Annotated in this window: 15 protein-coding genes; 3 read left to right on the forward strand and 12 right to left on the reverse strand. The window is 67.7% G+C overall.

The genetic code is table 11. From position 1 onward, the window contains the following. Positions 1-153 precede the first annotated feature (153 nt). From metE to aceA, 3 genes are all read right to left on the reverse strand, one after another. Positions 154-2,478, reverse strand: a complete 2,325-nt coding sequence (gene metE / locus ACFWPK_RS16460) for a 5-methyltetrahydropteroyltriglutamate--homocysteine S-methyltransferase (protein WP_378916365.1) — start codon at positions 2,476-2,478, stop codon at positions 154-156. A 347-nt stretch (positions 2,479-2,825) separates the two neighbouring features. After that, a complete protein-coding gene (locus ACFWPK_RS16465; protein ID WP_266293923.1) occupies positions 2,826-3,698 on the reverse strand; it encodes a 3-hydroxybutyryl-CoA dehydrogenase in 873 nt (290 codons plus the stop codon). 162 nt (positions 3,699-3,860) lie between these two features. After that, complete coding sequence (aceA, locus tag ACFWPK_RS16470) at positions 3,861-5,150, reverse strand: isocitrate lyase (protein ID WP_378916366.1); 1,290 nt, start codon at positions 5,148-5,150, stop codon at positions 3,861-3,863. A gap of 567 nt (positions 5,151-5,717) precedes the next feature. Between aceA and ACFWPK_RS16475 the strand changes: the two genes are divergently transcribed. Beyond that, positions 5,718-6,860: a lipase family protein gene (locus ACFWPK_RS16475; protein WP_378916368.1), complete on the forward strand. Its 1,143-nt coding sequence runs from the start codon at positions 5,718-5,720 to the stop codon at positions 6,858-6,860. 88 nt (positions 6,861-6,948) lie between these two features. Beyond that, on the forward strand, positions 6,949-7,236 hold the full coding sequence (locus ACFWPK_RS16480; RefSeq protein WP_378916371.1) for a hypothetical protein: 288 nt from the start codon (positions 6,949-6,951) through the stop codon (positions 7,234-7,236). Positions 7,237-7,285: 49 nt separating this feature from the next. On the opposite strand, the gene puuE is transcribed toward ACFWPK_RS16480, so the two are convergent. The 9 genes from puuE to uraD all read right to left on the reverse strand — a co-directional run bounded on the left by puuE (position 7,286) and on the right by uraD (position 17,840). Continuing rightward, complete coding sequence (gene puuE, locus ACFWPK_RS16485) at positions 7,286-8,200, reverse strand: allantoinase PuuE (protein ID WP_378916373.1); 915 nt, start codon at positions 8,198-8,200, stop codon at positions 7,286-7,288. Then, positions 8,197-9,174, reverse strand: a complete 978-nt coding sequence (alc, locus tag ACFWPK_RS16490; RefSeq protein WP_378916374.1) for an allantoicase — start codon at positions 9,172-9,174, stop codon at positions 8,197-8,199. Before alc ends, puuE begins: the two co-directional genes overlap by 4 nt. A gap of 155 nt (positions 9,175-9,329) precedes the next feature. Further along, complete coding sequence (locus tag ACFWPK_RS16495; RefSeq protein WP_378916377.1) at positions 9,330-10,553, reverse strand: DUF6986 family protein; 1,224 nt, start codon at positions 10,551-10,553, stop codon at positions 9,330-9,332. After that, a complete protein-coding gene (locus ACFWPK_RS16500) occupies positions 10,550-13,648 on the reverse strand; it encodes a molybdopterin-dependent oxidoreductase (RefSeq protein ID WP_378916379.1) in 3,099 nt (1,032 codons plus the stop codon). The genes ACFWPK_RS16495 and ACFWPK_RS16500 overlap by 4 nt, the downstream gene beginning before the upstream one ends. 22 nt (positions 13,649-13,670) lie before the next feature. Further along, complete coding sequence (locus ACFWPK_RS16505) at positions 13,671-14,534, reverse strand: FAD binding domain-containing protein (protein WP_378916665.1); 864 nt, start codon at positions 14,532-14,534, stop codon at positions 13,671-13,673. A 235-nt stretch (positions 14,535-14,769) separates the two neighbouring features. After that, positions 14,770-16,140 (reverse strand): 8-oxoguanine deaminase, encoded by a 1,371-nt coding sequence (locus ACFWPK_RS16510; protein ID WP_378916381.1) that lies wholly within the window; start codon positions 16,138-16,140, stop codon positions 14,770-14,772. Beyond that, entirely contained in the window at positions 16,128-17,033 is a 906-nt protein-coding gene (gene pucL / locus ACFWPK_RS16515) for a factor-independent urate hydroxylase (protein WP_378916384.1), read from the reverse strand. Before pucL ends, ACFWPK_RS16510 begins: the two co-directional genes overlap by 13 nt. A 1-nt stretch (position 17,034) precedes the next feature. Then, positions 17,035-17,352 carry a hydroxyisourate hydrolase gene (uraH, locus tag ACFWPK_RS16520; protein WP_378916385.1) on the reverse strand — a complete coding sequence of 106 codons (318 nt, stop codon included), beginning with the start codon at positions 17,350-17,352 and terminating at the stop codon, positions 17,035-17,037. Continuing rightward, positions 17,349-17,840, reverse strand: coding sequence for a 2-oxo-4-hydroxy-4-carboxy-5-ureidoimidazoline decarboxylase (uraD, locus tag ACFWPK_RS16525; protein WP_378916388.1), 492 nt, complete (start codon positions 17,838-17,840; stop codon positions 17,349-17,351). The genes uraH and uraD overlap by 4 nt, the downstream gene beginning before the upstream one ends. A gap of 126 nt (positions 17,841-17,966) precedes the next feature. Between uraD and ACFWPK_RS16530 the strand changes: the two genes are divergently transcribed. Further along, positions 17,967-18,563, forward strand: a complete 597-nt coding sequence (locus ACFWPK_RS16530) for an NTP transferase domain-containing protein (protein WP_378916390.1) — start codon at positions 17,967-17,969, stop codon at positions 18,561-18,563. Positions 18,564-18,571: the final 8 nt, after the last annotated feature.

Here is an 18,571-nt window from a genome sequence, read left to right on the forward strand (position 1 = left end):
ACCCGACGGTACCGACGCGAACTGTAGTCGCCGGCGCCGAGATCCGCCGGGGTTCAGGCATTCTCATGTTTGACGCAGGCCCACACTGGGTAAAGGGCCAACCGACAACAAAGAGGCGCACCGAAAACCGGTGCGCCCCTTCGGCTTGTTCGCTTACTCCGCTGTCGCGGCCGCCTCCTGTGCGGCCAGCGCCCGCCGGCGAACCCGGCGAGCCGCGGCCACCATGTTCCGCAGCGACGGCTCCAGCTGCCAGTAGTGGCGCGTCTTGAGCCCGCCGTCGGGATTGGCCCACAACCGTTGCGGGGTCACGGCATTCGCGGCCTGCGTGAGCAGCTCGTCGAATTCGTCGATATCGGGGATGCGGGCCGAGCGGCTCTCGTACACGCCGGGGCCGACACCGTGGGTGAGGCCGTGGCCGGTGGAGAGGTCCTCGGTGAGCGCCTCGATGACCCATTCGATCGAGCGGGTCGCCACGATCGCGGTGACGTCGGCGTCGAGCTGATCGATCGCGTCGACCACCTCGGTGCGGCCGGAATAGCCGATGTGCGTGTGGATCTGGGTGTCGGAGCGCACGCCGGAGGTGGCCAGCTTGAACGCGCCGACCGCCCAGCGCAGGTACTCCTCGCGCCCGCGCGGGCGGGCGGGGAGCAGCTCACGGATGGCGGGTTCGTCGACCTGGATGATCGCGATCCCGGCCTTCTCCAGGTCGACCACTTCGTCGCGAATGGCAAGTGCCACTTGGTCGGCGGTCTCGTAGAGCGGCTGATCCTGGCGAACGAACGAGCGCGCCAGCATCGTGACCGGCCCGGTGACCATGCCCTTGACCGGCTTGTCGGTGAGTGACTGCGCGTAGGTGGTCCACTCCACCGATATCGGCGCGGGCCGCGCCACATCGCCGTAGACGATCGGCGGTCGCACGCACCGCGACCCGTACACCTGCACCCAGCCGAAACGGGTGGTCGCGAAACCGTCGAGCTGCTCGGCGAAGAACTGGATCATGTCGTTGCGCTCGTGCTCACCGTGCACGAAAACATCGAGGCCGATGTCTTCCTGCAGGCGGATCGTCGCCTCGATCTCGGCCTCGACCAGCTTGCGGTAGTCGTCGTCGGACAACCGTCCCGAGGCCACCTCGTGGCGGGCCTGGCGCAGTTTGCCGCTCTGCGGGAACGAGCCGAGCGTGGTGGCGGGCACCAGCGGCAGGTTCAGCCGCTCCTGCTGCGCGAGCGCGCGCACGTCGTAGGGCGCGCGTTCGCGCATCTCGGGCGTCACCGCGTACACCCGCTGGCGCACCGCGTGCTTCTGCTTGAAATGCACCTCGGTGGGCCGCTTGCGCCAGTTCTCCGACGGGCCCTCGGTGAGTGCCTTGGCGAGCGAGACGACCTCGCCCACCTTCTGTTTCGCGAAGGCGAGCCGGTCGGCGACATTGCCTTCGATGTCGTATTCGGCGAGCACGTCGTAGGGCACGTGCAGCAGCGTGGTGCCGGTGGACACCACCAGATCCGGGCACACCTCGGCGATCGCGTTGAGGTAGTTCAGCGTGACGACACGGTCGGCCCGCCACACATTGGTGCCACTGATGACACCGGCGTAGATCCGCTTGCGCTTGATCCCGGGGATCTCGGCCAGCTCCTCCGGCGTCATCCGGTACGAGGCCAGATCGAGCCCGATCGCCTCGACGTTGCTCGCGGCCAGGATCCGCAGCGCCTCACCGAAGTCGCCGTACTGCCCGGTGACCAGGATGCGCGGGCGCAGCGGCGCCTTCGCCAGCCGGTGGTAGACCTTCTCGAACGCGGCCAGCTCGGCAGGAGTGCGCTCAGCCGTGAAGCAGGGTTCGTCGAGTTGCACGCAGGTCGACCCGCGCTTGGCGAGGATCTCGAACAGCTCTTCGTAGAACGGCAGCAGCTGATCGAGCAGGCTCAGCGTGTCGAACTCGGTCTCGCCCGGCACATGCCCGGCCTTCGACAACAGCAGCAGCGACACCGGGCCCAGCACCACCGGACGCAGCTCGATCCCGCGGGCGGCCGCCCGGTCCCACTCGTCGAGCAAGGCCTCCGGGTGCAGCGAGAACGTGGTGTCGGCGTCGAGTTCGGGCTGACGGTAGTGGTAGTTGGTGCCGAAGAAACGCACCAGCTCGAGCGGCGGGGTGTCCGGGTTGCCGCGAGCCATCAGGAAGTAGAAGTCGAGCGGGTCGAGCCCGGCTTCGAACTCCCTGAACCGCGAGGGCACCGCACCGAACAGCAGCGCGTTGTCGAGGATGTGATCGTAGAAGGAGAAGGTGTTGCCCGGCACCTGCGTGAGTCCGGTCGCGGCCAGCTCGTTGAACTGACGCTCCTGGATATCGCGGCCTACCGCGCGCAATTCCTCGCGTTCCATCGATCCGCGCCAGTAGGCCTCGAGCGCACGCTTGAGCTCTCGATGCGGACCGATCCTCGGGTATCCGAGAACGCTCGACCCGAATCCATCGGTGACGTTGACCATGACCGCCGATACTCCCTTTCGATCACACGCTGCGCTCGACATAACGTCGGGCACGCCAGCGAGTCCGACAAAAGCAGCTTAAGCCGCGGAAGCGCCCCCTCGCCGCTCCCCCCGCAAACCCCGAGCACCTGAGCGCCTCTTGTAAGTCTTTTTAGGGGCCCGCCCTGATCTGGACTGACTGGAGGGTGCGACGAAGGAGTACCCGGAGGGAGGGAAGATCAGGGGCCCGAAGGGCCCCGCTCGAGCGCGCCAGCGCTCCAAAAACACAGCCACCAAACGACCCCGAGCGGGTGGTCCTGATGCGTCCCTACTGAACAGCCCGCATCCAGGCTGTTCAGCCGAGTCCCCTACTTCCCGTACTGGTAGAACCCGGCTCCGGTCTTCTTACCGAGCAGTCCGGCTTCGACCATGCGCATCAGCAGCGGCGGGGCGGAGTAGAGCGGCTCCTTGAACTCGGAGTACATCGAGTCCGCGATCGACTTCACGGTGTCGAGGCCGACGAGGTCGGTCAGCGCCAGCGGGCCCATCGGGTGGGCACAGCCGAGCACCATCGCCTTGTCGACGTCGTCCTTGGTGGCGAAGCCCGACTCGACCATCCGGATGGCCGAGAGCAGGTACGGCACCAGCAGCGCGTTGACGACGAAACCGGAGCGGTCCGCCGATCGCACGATCTGCTTGCCCAGGATCTCGGCGGCGAACTGCTCGGCGCGCTTGGCGACCGGCTCGCTGGTCTTGAGCGTGGTGACCAGCTCGACCAGCGGCAGCACCGGCACCGGGTTGAAGAAGTGCAGACCGACCACGCGCTCGGGATTGGCGGTGGCGACGGCGATCTTCATGATCGGGATGGAGGAGGTGTTGGAGGCGAGCACGGCGTTCGGGTCGGTGACGACCTTGTCCAGCTCGCTGAAGATGGCCGTCTTGACCTCTTCGTTCTCGACAACGGCCTCGACCACGAGCTGACGGTCGGCGAAGTCGCTGAGGTCGGAGGTGAAGCGCAGCCGCCAGGCTGCCTGTTCCCGCTCGCGCTCGGTGATCTTGCCGCTGCTCACGCCACGGTCCAGCGAACGCAGGATCCGAGCGCGGCCCGCAGCGGCGAGTTCACGGGTGGTCTCGTAGACGAGGACGTCGACATGCGCGCGTGCGCACACTTCGGCGATACCAGCGCCCATCTGTCCCGCGCCGATGATTCCGACGCGCTGAATCTTCTCGCTGCTGCTCACGTCCCGCTCCTGCTGTGTGTCTGGCTGTGGGGTGGCTGGGGAGGTCATAGCGACCAAAGTATAGGGATGCCCTCCCACGCCAGGGCTGTATGGCGTGGGAGGGCGTACACCCCTACCGGAGTAGAGGAAAGGCGTTGCCGGTCAAAGCAACCCCGAGGGGGATCAGTGGAACTGACCCTCTTCGGTGGAGCCCTTCAGGGCGGCGGTCGACGTGTTGGGGTCGACGGTGGTGGCGATGGTGTCGAAGTAGCCGGCACCGACCTCACGCTGGTGCTTGATGGCGGTGAAGCCACGCTCGGCAGCAGCCTTGAACTCGCGCTCCTGCAGGTCGACGAACGCGGTCATGCCCTCGCGAGCGTAGCCGTGCGCCAGGTCGAACATGCCGTAGTTGAGCGAGTGGAAGCCCGCCAGGGTGATGAACTGGAACTTGAAGCCCATCGCGCCGAGCTCACGCTGGAACTTCGCGATGGTCGCGTCGTCCAGGTGCGCCTTCCAGTTGAACGAAGGCGAGCAGTTGTAGGCCAGCAGCTGGTCCGGGAACTCGCTGCGAACCGACTCGGCGAACTTGCGCGCGACCTCGAGGTCCGGCACGCCGGTCTCCATCCAGATGAGGTCGGCGTAGGGGGCGTAGGCCTTGGCACGCGCGATGCAGGGCTCGATGCCGTTCTTCACACCGAAGAAGCCCTCGGCGGTACGGGTGCCGTCCAGGAACTCACGGTCGCGCTCGTCCACATCGGTGGTGAGCAGGGTGGCAGCCTCGGCGTCGGTGCGGGCGATGATCACCGAAGGCACCTGGGCGACGTCGGCCGCGAGACGGGCCGAGGTCAGGGTGCGGATGTGCTGCTGGGTGGGGATCAGCACCTTGCCACCGAGGTGGCCGCACTTCTTCTCCGAGGCGAGCTGGTCTTCCCAGTGCACGCCCGCGGCGCCGGCCGCGATCATGGCCTTCTGCAGCTCGTAGGCGTTCAGGGCGCCACCGAAGCCGGCCTCGGCGTCGGCGACGATCGGGGCGAGCCAGTTCTTGACGGAATCGTCACCCTCGACGCGGGAGATCTCGTCGGCGCGCAGCAGCGCGTTGTTGATGCGACGGACCACGGTCGGAACCGAGTTCGCCGGGTACAGCGACTGGTCCGGGTAGGTGTGGCCGGACAGGTTGGCGTCGCCGGCGACCTGCCAACCGGACAGGTAGATGGCCTTCAGGCCGGCGCGAACCTGCTGCACGGCCTGGTTGCCGGTGAGCGCACCGAGCGAGTTGATGTAGTCCTCGTTGTTCACGAGGTCCCACAGGATCTCCGAACCGCGACGGGCGAGGGTGTGCTCCTCGACAACGTTGCCCTGCAGCTTCGAAACCTGCTCAGCGGTGTAGCTGCGGGTCAGGCCCTTCCAACGCGGGTTGGTGTCCCAATCCTGCTGGATTTCTGCAGCGGTCTTCGGGGTGCCGGGGAGAGACATCTCTTGACTCCACTTCCTCGTGTGGTCGGTGCTCCACGCAGCCGGCGTGCGAATCAACCGGTGGCTGAACGCTTTCGGTTGCACATCTCGTACTGCTGGAGCAATTTGCAGGCTTGCTAGGACTTACTAGGGCCCAAGGGGTGTACTTCCAAACAATGGCACACCCAGAAATGGCCGTCTACCTGTTGGTTGTGTGAATCTCAGCTAGTTTTGCCGACGCGTTTGCTAACTTTGCGAAATTAGCGGGCTGATTGCAAGCATCAGGCCTACCGACGGGTAGCGCTGACCAGGAGTTTTAGCATAACGCTTGTACTGTTAGCGATCACCGGGTGGGCACGCTCCGACACTCCCGAGCCTTCCAGCGTGTGAGTCGTTTCACACACCACGCCGGACACGAATGATGTGCGTGTCGTCACTCGATTCGGTCACGACGCACACTTCTGCCTCATCGCCCCCAGAAATGGGTGCACCGCATCGCGTGCGGGACACTCATCCACCGAGACGACAGGATGCTCGGGACGCGGGCGCACCCTGGACGTTCGTCCACGAAGACGAAAGAGTGCATCCATGAGGATTTCGAGGATCGCCGCGACATCGCTGACCGTGTTGGCGGCGGCACTGAGCCTGGTGCCGGTGGCGAGCGCGCAATCGAGCGAGACGGCAGGCACCGTTGTCGGCGTCGAGTCACTGTCCGCCGCGGCGACCCTGCCCGGTTCCGCCCGTGCCGAGCGCCTGCTCTACCGGTCGACCACCGCGGGCGACCAGCCGACCACGACCAGCGCGGCCGTGTACTTCCCCGCGGGCGAAGCCCCGCAGGGCGGCTGGCCGGTGATCGCGTGGGCGCACGGGACCGTCGGCCTCGGCGACGACTGCGCCTACAGCGTGGCCGGGCCCGCGGCGGTGGAGCGTGACTGGGCCTACCTCGGCACCTGGCTGAACCAGGGCTACGCGATCGTCGCCGCCGACTACGCGGGCCTCGGCGGACCCGGCGAACACCCCTACCTCAACGGCATCGCCGAAGCGCACAACGTGGTCGACGCGGTGCGGGCCGCGACCGAGCAGTACCCGTCGCTGTCGAACAAGTGGGCCGTGGTCGGCCAGTCCCAGGGCGGCGGCGCCGCGGTGTTCACCGCCCGCTACGCCACCGAGTTCGGCGGACCCGACCTGGATTACCGTGGCGCGGTCGGCACCGGCGTCCCCGCCTATATCGAGGACGTCATCGGGCTCATCGGCCCGGGCATGCCGCCCATCGCGCTGAGCTCGCACCTCACCGCCTACGTCCTGTACATCCTCAGCGGCCTGCGCACCACCTACCCCGACCTGAACATCGACGGCCTGCTCACCGACTCCGGCCGCACCTGGCTCGCCCGCGCCCAAACCGCCTGCATCGGCCCTCTCGGCGACGAACTGGCCGCCGCGAAACCCTCGATCGGCAGCATGTTCGCGCGCCCCCTGTCATCGCTGCCCGACGCCAACGGCCTGCTCGCCCGCTACATGGGCCTGCCCGAATCCGGCTACGACCGGCCGCTTTTCCTCGGCCAGGGCCTACAGGACACGGACGTCGTGACCCCCGAAACGCTGCGCTACGCCGCTGTCCTGCAAGCCAACCGCCAGCCGATCACCTTCCACACCTACCCCACCGACCACGACGGCGCCGTCAACGCTTCCCTGGTCGACTCGGTCCCCTTCGTCAGAGGTTTGTTCGCCTGACCCGAGTACGAGAACGGCCCCGCGCTACGCCAAGTAGCGTGGGGCCGTTGCGGTTTCGATGTCGATTCGATTACGTACAGTCGCAGGCGTGAGAATTATTCGATCCGCCGCCATGGCCGCTTTCGCGCTGCTGCTCGTGCCTGCCTTCGCGCACGCCGACCCGCCGCCGATCTTCACCCAGGAAGAACAGTGCGAGACCACCCGCACCCTGGTCGACAATGTCCGCGCCGCCAAACCTGATGCGACGCCGGAAGAGATCGCGGACATTTTCGTCAACTACATGGACTCGATGGGCGCCTACAACCGCGTTCCCCAGGCCAAGGAATCCGATCGCCAGATCACGCTGAGCAATATCGAGCGCTGCGGTTTGGCCTAGGTGCTGACCTGACGTCGACCCCGTGCGCAGCGGGGTCGACGTTTCGCGGTCAGTTGGCGAGGAGCCCTGCCGGGTGCACCTTGCGCCAGTGTTCGGCGATGTCGATGCGGCGGGTTGTCCACACCCGGTCGTGGGATTGGACGTGGTCGAGGAAGCGTTCCAGGGCCGCGGTGCGGGCGGGGCGTCCCGCTATGCGGCAGTGAAGGCCTACCGACAGCATTTTCGGGGCGCCTTCCGCGCCTTCCCGGTAGAGCACGTCGAAGGCGTCGCGCAGGTGGGCGTAGAACTCGTCGCCGTTGGCGAAGCCCGCCGGGGAAGAGAAGCGCATGTCATTGGTGTCGAGTGTGTACGGAACCACCAGGTGGTGCCTGCCGCGCACCTCGGTCCAGTAGGGGAGGTCGTCGGCATAGGAGTCGGAGTCGTAGACGAAACCGCCCTGTTCGACCACCAATTCGCGGGTGTTCGGGGAGTCGCGGCCGGTGTACCAGCCGAGGGGGGCCGTGCCAGTGAGCTCGGTGAGGATGCGGATCGCTTCGGCCATATCCGCGCGTTCGATATCGCGATCGATCAGCTGATAGGACTTCCATTGCAGTCCGTGGCAGGCGATTTCGTGACCGAGCTCGGAAAAGGCCGCCACCGCTTCGGGATTGCGCTGCATGGCCCGCGCCACCGCGAAGACGGTGAGCGGCAGGCCGCGCCGTTCGAATGCGCGCAGCACCCGCCACAACCCGGCGCGCGAACCGTATTCGTAGAGCGATTCCATGCTCATGTGCCGGTTCGGAAAAGCATCGGCGGGTGTCATCTCGGAGAGGAAAGTCTCCGAATGCGGCGAACCGTCGAGGACGTTGTTCTCCCCGCCCTCTTCATAATTCAGCACGAACTGCACGGCGATATGCGCGTCGTCGGGCCACTGCGGGTCGGGCGGATTCGGTCCGTAACCGACGAAATCGCGAATATCGCTCACGCGGAGAGCTCCCCGTAGAGGCGCAGCCGGGCGAGGCCGCCGTCGGGATAGATATCGAGGCGCACCTCCACGACCGAGGCGGCCGCGAGCTCCAGCGCGAACCGGTGGCGGGTGTCGGGCAGCAGGTCGGTGCGCGGCAGGAGCTCGACTTCTGTTCCGTCGCTGGTGAATCCGGTGAGTGAGGCCGCGCCGGGGCTGTTGCCGAGGAAGCAGGAGGTGTCGATCTCGGCCAGCCGGATCGCCCCCGGTCCGGCGAGTTTGATTCGCACCCAGTCGTTTCCGTCGTCGCGGCGACGCGCGGTCTCCCAGCCGTCGCCCATTTCCGTGGCCAGGCCGGGGTAGAGCATCTGGTTCGGCGAGCTGTAGAAGCGGTTGGAGCAGTCGAGCACGATGGCGCCGTTTTCCAGTGCGGCGAGATCGAGCGGGCCGAGGCCGAGCAGCGCGGTGTCGGGGCGACCTTCGCCGTGCACGCGCAGACGGGCAACGCCGCCATCGGGATGCATGGTGAGTTTCACATGGGTCCACCGGTTCTCGTCGTCGACGGCGAACGGATTGCGGCTGTCGCCACCGACCTTCACGCGGTCGAGCAGGGTCACCCAGTCGGTGCGGGCGGCGATCTCCTCGGCGGGCGGGTAGCCCTCGATCGCCAGCGCCGACAGCGACACCTCGGGCGGATAGTTGCCCTTGAACCAGGCGGTGTCGACCACGACGCCACGGATCACGCCGGGCACACCGAGGCGCACAATCGCCGAATCGTCACCGGGTTTGCCGCGATGCCTTCGGGTCTCCCAGCCGTCGTAGACCTGGCCCTTGTGCCCGAACGTCGCCGGCTGGTATTCCGACGGACCCGGGCTGACGAGGTTCTCCTTCTCCGCGAAGAATTCGTCGTTCGCCCAGATCACCGAACCGCCGAGGGTGCGGACGGCCAGATCCGGTAGCAGGGTGAAATCGTCGCTGCCGGTGAATCGGCTCACGGGTGCCTCCTGGGGTCGGGTGCCCACGACCGAAGCCGTGCTCGTCTGAAAATGGTGCGCCGGATGCGCGACACAGCGCTCTCATTCCACCGTGTGGCGCCTCCTCCGATATTACTGGTATACCGCTATTTGTGCCGGGGTAGGCACCTCGCATCTCACGTCGCGCGCACCCGCCGCGCGACGAGGTCGAGCAGAACATCGCTGGTCAGACCCGGTGCTGCGGCGAGGAGGTCCGCATCGGTGAACGCACCGGCACGCAGGCCGCGCAACACGGTGCTCGCCAAGGCCTCGGCGGTGGCGGGCTCGTCCATCACGCCTCCTCCGCGCCGGTCCAGATAGGCGATCAGGCGCGGCACCGCCACCTCGGACGCGCTGCGGAAGAAGTCGTAGGTGGCGAGCCAGCGGGTGATCAGGTGGCCGGGGTGCATGTCCCAGCCCTGGTAGTAGCCGCGGCGCAGTGCCCGGTCGACCAGGCGGTGATGGTTGGCCATCGCCCCTTCGGGATCGACGTCGGGGACGATCTGGGTCGAGCCGTCACAGATCCACACCCCCGTCTGCGCGGCGGCGACCTGCATCACCGACTTGGCGTAGTCGGCGGCGGGGTGGTCGAGGGCCTGATCGGTGGCCGCGATGCCGCAGGCGGCGGTGTAGTCGTAGGTGCCGAAATGCAGTGCGCTACACCGGCCGTCGGCCAGCTGGATCATCTTGGTGATGGGCGCGGTGCCGTCGGGGGCGATGATCGCCTGCGGGCTCTCGATCTGTAATTCGAAACGCAGCGACCGCTCGGGCAGGCCGTGGCCACGCTCGAGTCCGGTGCACAGGTCGACGATCGCCGATACCTGTTCCGCGGCACGGATCTTCGGCACCGTGAACACGAAGCCGGGCAGCGCGCCTCCCGCTCCGTCGAGGACGAGCTCGAGGGTCCGCAGCGCGCGCCGACGTTCGTTCGCGGCCAGCCCTTTCGTGCGAACACCGAAGGAGACCGGGGCGCCGGGCTTTTCGACCCAGGCCGCCAGCGCCTCGCCCGCTGCCTTCGCGGCCGCGTCCTCCTCCTCGTCGGCACGGAAGCCGTAGCCGTCTTCGAAGTCGATGCGCATGTCCTGCACCGGCCGGTCCGTGAGCTGGCGGCGGACGGCGGGCAGTGAACCGGTGACGTCGAGGCCGACGAGGAAGTCGGCGTGGCGATGCAGCAACTCCAAGGCTGCAGCACCCCACTCGGCGGGGGTTTCCGCGGTGGCGCGGTCGGCGGGAACGTAGGCGGTGTGCACGGGCTGGACCCGGTCACCGGCTCCGGGGTAGCGCACGCGCAGTTCGGCGTCGACGGAGTCGAGAACGGCGTCGAGACGGGCTCGAATATGTTCGGGCAGGCGAGTATTCACCCGGCGGTTCCTTCCTGGATGGCGCGCCACACACGGTCGGCCGTCATCGGTAATCGGTACGGGCGGGCTCCGATGGCGTCGCGGATCGCGTTCGCCATGGCCGGTGCCACCGGGTTGTAGGGGGACTCACTCATCGATTTGGCACCCAGCGGGCCCAGTTCGTCACTGGTTTCGGCGAAATAGACCTCCGTGCGGGGCAGATCGGCGAACTGTGGAATGTGATAGTGGCGCAGCGTTCTTGTGGTCACCACACCGTTCTCGGATCGCATGTCCTCGTAGAGCGCGGTGCCGAGTGCTTGCGCGACCCCGCCTTCGACCTGCCCGCGCAGCTGCACCGGATTGAGCACGGTGCCCGCGTCGGCGACCTGGATCGACTGCAGGATCCGCACCGCACCGGTCGACGGCTGGACCCCCACCCGGAACGCGTGGACATTGAAACTCACCGAGCGCGGGGTGCCTGCGTGGGTGCCGTGGGCGATCAGCTCGCCGTCGGCGAGCAGCTCAGCAGCGGTGATCAGCTCGTCGCCGCAGCGCACGCCGCCCGCTTCGAGCAGGCAGTCGCGTTCGGGGTGACCGCTCACCTTCGCCGCCCTGGCCAGCAGCATCGCGTGCAGTTCGAGTGCCGCCGCGTACAAGGCCTTGCCGGCGACCATGGTGCCGGTGGAGCCGAACGCGCCGGTGTCGTGGCCGACGACGTCGGTGTCGGATTGGCGGATCACGATCCGCTCGGCGGCGGTGGCCAGTGCCGTCGCCGCGAGCTGGGCGTGGACGGTGGTGGTCCCGTTGCCGAATTCCGCTGTTCCGACGCCGATTTCGTAGCGTCCGTCGGGGAGCAGGCTCACCGTGGCATCGGCATGGTGTCCGCGCGGGGGCACGGTCGCGATCATCGCCACGGCCATCCCCTCACCCACCTGCCATTCCGGGCCCGGTGCGTCGACGCCGTTGCCGCGACGTAGCGCCTGCTGGGCGGTGTCGAGGCATTGGTCGAGGCCGTAGCTGCCGAAAGTCAGGTCGGATTCATCGATTTCGGCGCCGGTGAACTGATCGCCCGGGATCAGCACATTGCGGCGGCGGAATTCGAAAGGGTCGATGCCGAGTTCGCGGGCCAGTTCGTCGATCGCCGATTCGACGCCGAAAATCACCTGGCCGAGCCCGTAGCCACGGAACGCACCGGAGGGAACGTTGTTGGTGTACACCGCTTGTGCGTCGACCCGCTTGTTCGGGCAGCGGTAGACCGCCACCGATTCGCCGACGGAATGGAACATCACACCCCCGCTGTGGTTGCCGTAGGCGCCCGAGTCGGTGAGCACGTCCACCGAGAGCGCGGTCAGGATGCCCGCCGCGTCGGCCGCGGCGGTGACCGCGACGCGCATCGGGTGACGGCAGGTGGCCGAGGTGAATTCGTCCGTGCGGGTGAACTCGTACTGCACGGGATGCCCGGTGCGCAGCACGGCGAGCGCGATCAGGTCCTCGGCCAGCATCTCCTGCTTCGCCCCGAACCCGCCGCCCACGCGAGTCGCGAACACCCGCACACGATCCCGGTCGAGTCCGAACACGTGGCAGAGTTCGTCGCGCACCAGGAACGGCACCTGTGTGCTCGATCGGACGACGAGCCTGCCCGCGTCATCGAGCCAGCCGACGCCACCGTGGGTCTCCAGGTGCACGTGCTGTACGCGCGGTGAATTCCACACGCCGCTCACCACTTTCGCGGCCCGCTCGATTCCGGCATCGAAGTCACCGACACCGCCGTGGATCTCGGCGATCAGATTGCGCTCGGCGTCGGCGATCCGCGCCGAGGCGGGCTTGTCGGCGTGCAGCAGCGGCGCGCCATCGGCCAAGGCCGCCTCGGGTTCGAAGACCGCAGGCAGCACCTCGTACTCCACCTGAAGCGCTCGCACTCCGGCGCGGGCGGCATGCAGGGTCTCTCCCACCACCGCGGCCACCCGCTGCCCCGCGAACCGGACCGTTCGATCGAGCACGAAGGTGTCGTCCGGATCGTCCTCGCGCAGTTCGTGGCGAGCCGTGGAAAACGCGACCCGCGGGCCATCCACATGTGTCAACACCGCGTGCACACCCGGAACAGCCCGCGCCGCGGCCACATCGATGGAGACGATCCGCGCGTGCGCGTGCGGACTGACCAGCACCGCCAGATGCCACGGTGCCACGGGCGGCATCTGGTCCCCAGCCCCCGGCACCACATCCATCGTGAACGCTTCCCCACCACGCACGATCCGCGCCCCCGCGGGCGCCCCCACCCCATCCCCGATCTGCCCCGCCCGATACTTCCGCCGCATCACCCCACCGACCCGCGCCGCCACCCCCAGCACGGCGGCTGCCCCGACCTCCGGCCCCTCCTCGGCCGATACACTGGTGACCTCACCAGCCAGCCGACCCGAGTGTCCTTGTGTCACATAGGACTCCACAGCAGGTCCCTCCGCGATGAGCGGCTGATCCGATCGCGCCACGTCATCGCTTTCCGGCCGCATGTCTCGGACAGTCGAATGAGCGGGCTGACCATCATCGCTACGTGCCGCGGTGACCGGGGACGCGTCGGGCGGAGTTCCGGCAGCAGGTGACTCCGCGCTCGCCTGCTGCGCGGCTTCCTCGGCAGTTGTGCACAGTGATGCACAGGGTGCTGCCAAGGCGTCGGCGATGGCGCGATAGCCCGTGCAGCGGCAGAGGTTCCCCTTCAGCAGCTCGGCGCGTTCGGCATCGGTGACTGCCTCAGCAGGAAAGTTGTCCACAGCCGTGTCGGGTCGGGCGGCGGCCAGACCCGACGCTGTCACCACCATTCCGGCGGTACAGAAACCGCATTGGAATGCGGCGTTCTGGACGAAGCTGCGCTGCACGGGGTTCGGGCCGTCCGCGTCGCCGAGACCCGCGGCGGTCGTCACCGCGCGGTCGGCGGCGCGGTGGGCGGGGATCAGGCAGGAGTGGACGGGTTCGCCGTCGAGCAGCACCGAGCAGGCGCCACAATCGCCGGAGTCGCAGCCCTTTTTGACCGCCAGCTCGCCGTGTTCGCGCAGCAGCGTGCGCAGGCACTGGCCGGGGCGCGCGGTCACCTCGACCGCGCGGCCGTCGATATCGAGCCTCATGAACCACCTCCTTGTTCCGTCGTCAGCACGATTCGGCCGCGCAGGCTGGCCCCCTGAGTTCAGCCGCGACCTCGGCGGCGAGTAGACCGGTCACGTGCCTGCGCCAGTCCGGCGCACCGTGTGGATCGTCGAACCACACGTCGTTGCCCAGGTCGGCCAGCGCGTCAGTCAGGTCGGATTGCGAAGGGACGGAATCGAAGTCGAGGACGATCGGGCGTACGGTCGCCGCGGTGATGGTGATCGCGCATCGGCCGTCGGACTGATGCCTGCCCATCACGACAGACCCGGAACGCCCGAGCGGTGCCAAGGCGATCTTGCGAAAGCTGGTGCGTGACAACAGGCTCGAGGTAGGCACCAGGAAAGAGCGCACGACGGCACCTTCCGCCAGCAGGTTCTCGCCCGGCGCGGTAACGAAGTCGCGCAGGGTGATTCGGTGCTCGCCACCGCCACGAGGCCAGATCACCGCTGTCGCGTCCAAGGCCACTAGCGCACCGAGAACCGCACCGGCGGGCAGTGACAGACAGACATTCCCGCCGACCGTCGCGGTGCGCCAGATCTTGTGCGAGGCCAGCAGCGCCCGGCAGGACTGGGCGAACAGCGCGGTGCCCGGCCACTCGGGCCGCAACACCGGAGTACCGAGTTCGCGGCCGGGACGGGCACCGGCGAACTCCGCCAGCGTGCAGGTCGCGGCGATCTCCAGACCCTGCGCGGACGCCGTCAGCGGTGCCCAGCCGAGGGTGGTGATGTCGACCAGCCGGTCGAGGTGATCGTGCGGTTCGGAGAACAGGAAGGTGCCGCCCGCCAGCACCGCGGTACCCGCTCCGACCTGCGCCAGATCGGCACGTTCGCGGGCGAGAACAACCTCGGAAACGGTATCCAGATCCACGTTCACCTCGCTTACCTCACCGGCCACAGTAGGGGCCGGGAGTTGCCACGGTGTTGCACGAAACCCGCGCCAGATTGCGCCGCGGTTAACCCGGTGTACGTCATCCAGTGTGCGCCGATCCGAGTGAAATCGCAGTTCAGCACGCCGCCGGTGGGTACCGCCCGCGGCGTCTCGCTCGCGGCCGCGCACCGACCGGCACGCGGCCGACATCAGCGCCCACCCCGGCCGAGCACGTTCACCCGCCGGCCAACAGGGTCGTCTGCGCCTGGGCGACATCGGCACCCACCGATGCCTCGTCCACGGTCAGCACCACATCGTCGCGAACAACCTCGCGCCCGTTCACCAGCAACGCGGCCAACGGCGGCGCCGACCCGAGCACCAGCGCGACAACAGGGTCCTCGATGCCCGCGTGCGCGGGGGTATCCAGCCGCCACAGCGCCAGATCCGCCAGCTTGCCCGGCTCGATGGATCCGATCTCCTCTGACCGCCCGAGCACCCGCGCGCCACCCATGGTCGCCAGTTCCAGCGCGGTCCGCACCGTCATCGCCCGCGGCCCGCCGACCGCCCGCGCGTACAGCAGCGCGTTGCGCGGTTCCTCGATCATCGAACTCGACTCGTTACTGGCCGCACCGTCGACCCCCAGACCAACGGGCACACCGGCCGCCACCAGGTCGGCGGTCCGCGCGATCCCGGCGCCCAGCCGGCCGTTGGACGTCGGGCAATGCGCGACCCCGGTCCCGGTGCGCGCCATCGCGGCGATCGCCGGGTCGTCGAGGTGCACGCCGTGGGCGTACCAGACGTCCTCGCCGAGCCAGCCAAGCTGTTCCATGTACTCAGCGGGCGTGCAGCCGAAGCCCTGCTGGCAGAAGTCCAGCTCATCGAAGGTTTCGGCGAGGTGAGTGTGCAGCCGGACCCCGGCGGATCGGGCCAGCGCCGCGGACTCGCGCATGAGGTCGGCGGTCACCGAGAAGGGCGAGCAGGGGGCGAGCGCGATCCGCACCATCGCATCGAAGGACGGGTCGTGCCAGTCCGCGATGGCCGCGGCGCTCGCGGCGAGGATGTCGTCGATCGACTCCACCACAGCGTCCGGCGGCAGCCCGCCTTGGCTCCGCCCGAGATCCATCGACCCGCGCGCCGGGTGGAACCGCAGCCCCACATCGGCCGCCGCCCCGATTTCCGCGGCGAGCAGATCGCCGCCACCGCGCGGGAACACGTAGTGATGATCCGACGACGTCGTGCACCCACTGCGCGCCAGCGAGACCAGCGCACCGGTGGCCGCCGTCCGCACCGACTTCTCGTCGATCCGCGTCCACACCGGATACAGCCTCGTCAGCCACTCGAACAGCGTGTGGTCGGCGGCCAGCCCACGGGTGATCCACTGGTACAGGTGGTGGTGGGTGTTGACCAGGCCGGGGGTGAGCACGCAGCCACGCCCGTCGATCCGCGCGACCTCAGGGCCGAACTCCGGCGGCTCTCCCTCGCCGACGGCATCGATCTTGTTGCCACGCACGGTGACCCAGCCATGGCGATACTCGGTGCCCGCCGCGTCGACGGTCACCACCGCACACCCGTGGATCAGCACCTCGGGCGCCCTCACGGCTGCCACGCGATGCCCGCATCGGGCGCGTCCGCGCGCGCAAGGGTGGCATGGATCGAGCCGTACGGTCGGTCGGCTGCCCAGAGCACCTCACCCTTGTTCTCGATCTCGAACTGCGCGAGGTCGTAGTCGAAGTGGTGCTTGTTCGGTGCCGACAACCGGATCTCCGCCAGTATCGGGAAACGTTGCAGTGCAGCGGTTCCCATCGCATACAGCGTCTGCTGCAGCGCCTTGGAATACGTAGTCGCGAACAGCTCGAGCAGAGTGGCGCGGATCCCCGCGTATACCCCGTCCCAGTCGACGCCACCGGTTTCGGCGAACCGCCACTGGACCACCAGCGAACTGGCCAGCACGCGATCGTGGGTCGGCGCGAGGGTGGTGTACTCGTCGGTGAGGAAGTCGGCGAACTCCGAGCCGGTCGACTTGAGCAGCACCAGGTCCTTGATCCCCCCGATCACCCAGGTCTGCTGCTTCGCCCCCTTGCCCGCCACCGTCACCGCGGCCGTGCGCACCTCGGGCCCCTGTCTCACCCAGGTGTGATCGTGTTCGGCACCGCCGATCGAAACCCGCTGCCAGCCATAGGAGTCCACGTCGATGCGCGCACTGGACACCGGCTCGACCGTGTCGACGAAATGCTTCGCCAGCGCGATCGCGTACTCCTCGATGGTGTCGAGGCCGGGCTTCTTCGAGTAGACGAACGCCATGTGCTTCTGAGTGTCGGTGGGCAGAACATGACGCTGGTCACCGTCGGTGTAAGCCGCCTCGAAATCACCGCGCAGCGCGGTCGAGACGTTCACGTCGCGAATCTCGTGGCGCGCGTTCTCTTTGTAGAAACGCACAACCCGATTCTCGGCTTTGCCATATCGATTGTCGGTCAACACGATCGGACCACTCAGTACCATCTCAGCTCCCTCGGTAAGTGGAATAGGCGAACGGCGACAGCAGCAGCGGCACATGCAGATGCGGCCGCTCACCCACCGTGAACGCGACACAGACTTCCGGATAGAAGGTCTCGACACCCTGCGCCGCGAAGTAGCTGCCGGTATCGAAGAAAAGCCGGTAGTCGCCTGGATTCAGCCCGGCCGCAAGCTCTTTCACCCGACCGTCGGCATCGGTGAGCGCTTCGGTGAGCCGCTGGTCGCCGCGCATGAGCCACACGGCGACGCCCGCGGCGGGCACCCCACCCACAGCATCTAGGACGTGGGTACTCAGGCTCGTCACGGCGCCACCAGCGCCGCCAGGCGCAGACGGTTGATCTTCGCCAATTCTGTTCGCATGACCTGCCTTTCGGTAGACGAATCGTTGTCCAGCCGCGACCGCAATACCGCGAGCAACTCCTCGCCGCTGCGGCCTGCCGCGCAGACCAGGTAGATATGGCCGAATTTCGCCTCGTAGGCGCGATTGCCCTCGGCCAGCGCGGCGCGCACGTCCGCGCCCGCCACACCGGACTGTTCGCGCGCCGACGCCGCCGAGGTCGGGTGGTCGCCGATGCGCGGGTGATCGGCCAGTGCCTCGTCGATCTCATCGTCATCGAGGGCGGTCAATTCCGCATCGGCCGCCGCCAGCAGCGAGTCCGTGGTCGCGTAGGGACGCGCGGCCGCGATCGCCCGTGCCCAGCGTGGTGCGGAGCAACAGGCAAGCAATGTCTCTTCGGCAGTCGCCGCAGGTAGATCGTTGAAACCCGCGAGGCTCAGCCCTTCGCTCGTCATCGATCCAGCATCGCGCGATCCCCGCCATGCCGCCACCGATGTGCACTCCATCACGTCGGCGTGTCGTCGTCGCTGCGCTCCCCTGCCGTAATCGACCGGCAACATTGCGTCATTACCTTCGCTCACATGCCCCCAGTCGACCCGTCCGCGCACTCGTCGTGCACGGGCATCGTCCTCGCGGCGGGTGCGGGCACGCGATACGGCAAACCCAAGGCACTCGCCGAAAACGGCGCCTGGTTGCGCTCGGCGATCACCGCCCTGCGCGACGGTGGTTGCGATCCGGTGATCGTCGCGCTCGGCGCGACGGGACCCGATCCGGCCGCTGTCGGACTGCCCGACGGCACCGAGTGGCGGTGGGTCGCCGACTGGGCGACCGGACTCGCCGCGACGGTGCGCGCGGGCCTGCGCGCCGCCGGCGAAACCGGCACCCGTTATGTGGCGTTCTTGCCCGTCGACACCCCCGATATCGGGGCCGATGTGGTCGCCAGAGTGCTCGCCGCGGCGCGTTCGAGCCAGAGCGGACTTGCCCGTGCTGTGTTTCACGACACACCTGGACACCCCGTTGTGATAGAGAACAAGCACTGGGAAGCCATTTCAGAGGTAGCCGCAGGCGATACCGGGGCCGGTTCCTATTTGGGCGGTCGACAGGATATGGTGTGCGTCACGTGCGACGACTTGGCGACAGGGACCGATCGCGATTTCCCGGAAGTCGGCGCACGGTGATCGGAGTT

It is taken from the genome of Nocardia sp. NPDC058519, from assembly GCF_042719755.1.
Lineage (GTDB): Bacteria > Actinomycetota > Actinomycetes > Mycobacteriales > Mycobacteriaceae > Nocardia.

Coding starts and splice junctions, on each gene's coding strand:
- metE (WP_378916365.1), bottom strand. CDS start 2,478: ATGGTCAACGTCACCGATGGATTCGGGTCGAGCGTTCTCGGATACCCG.
- aceA (WP_378916366.1), bottom strand. CDS start 5,150: ATGTCTCTCCCCGGCACCCCGAAGACCGCTGCAGAAATCCAGCAGGAT.
- ACFWPK_RS16475 (WP_378916368.1), top strand. CDS start 5,718: ATGAGGATTTCGAGGATCGCCGCGACATCGCTGACCGTGTTGGCGGCG.
- ACFWPK_RS16500 (WP_378916379.1), bottom strand. CDS start 13,648: ATGAGGCTCGATATCGACGGCCGCGCGGTCGAGGTGACCGCGCGCCCC.
- pucL (WP_378916384.1), bottom strand. CDS start 17,033: ATGGTACTGAGTGGTCCGATCGTGTTGACCGACAATCGATATGGCAAA.
- uraD (WP_378916388.1), bottom strand. CDS start 17,840: ATGACGAGCGAAGGGCTGAGCCTCGCGGGTTTCAACGATCTACCTGCG.
- ACFWPK_RS16530 (WP_378916390.1), top strand. CDS start 17,967: ATGCCCCCAGTCGACCCGTCCGCGCACTCGTCGTGCACGGGCATCGTC.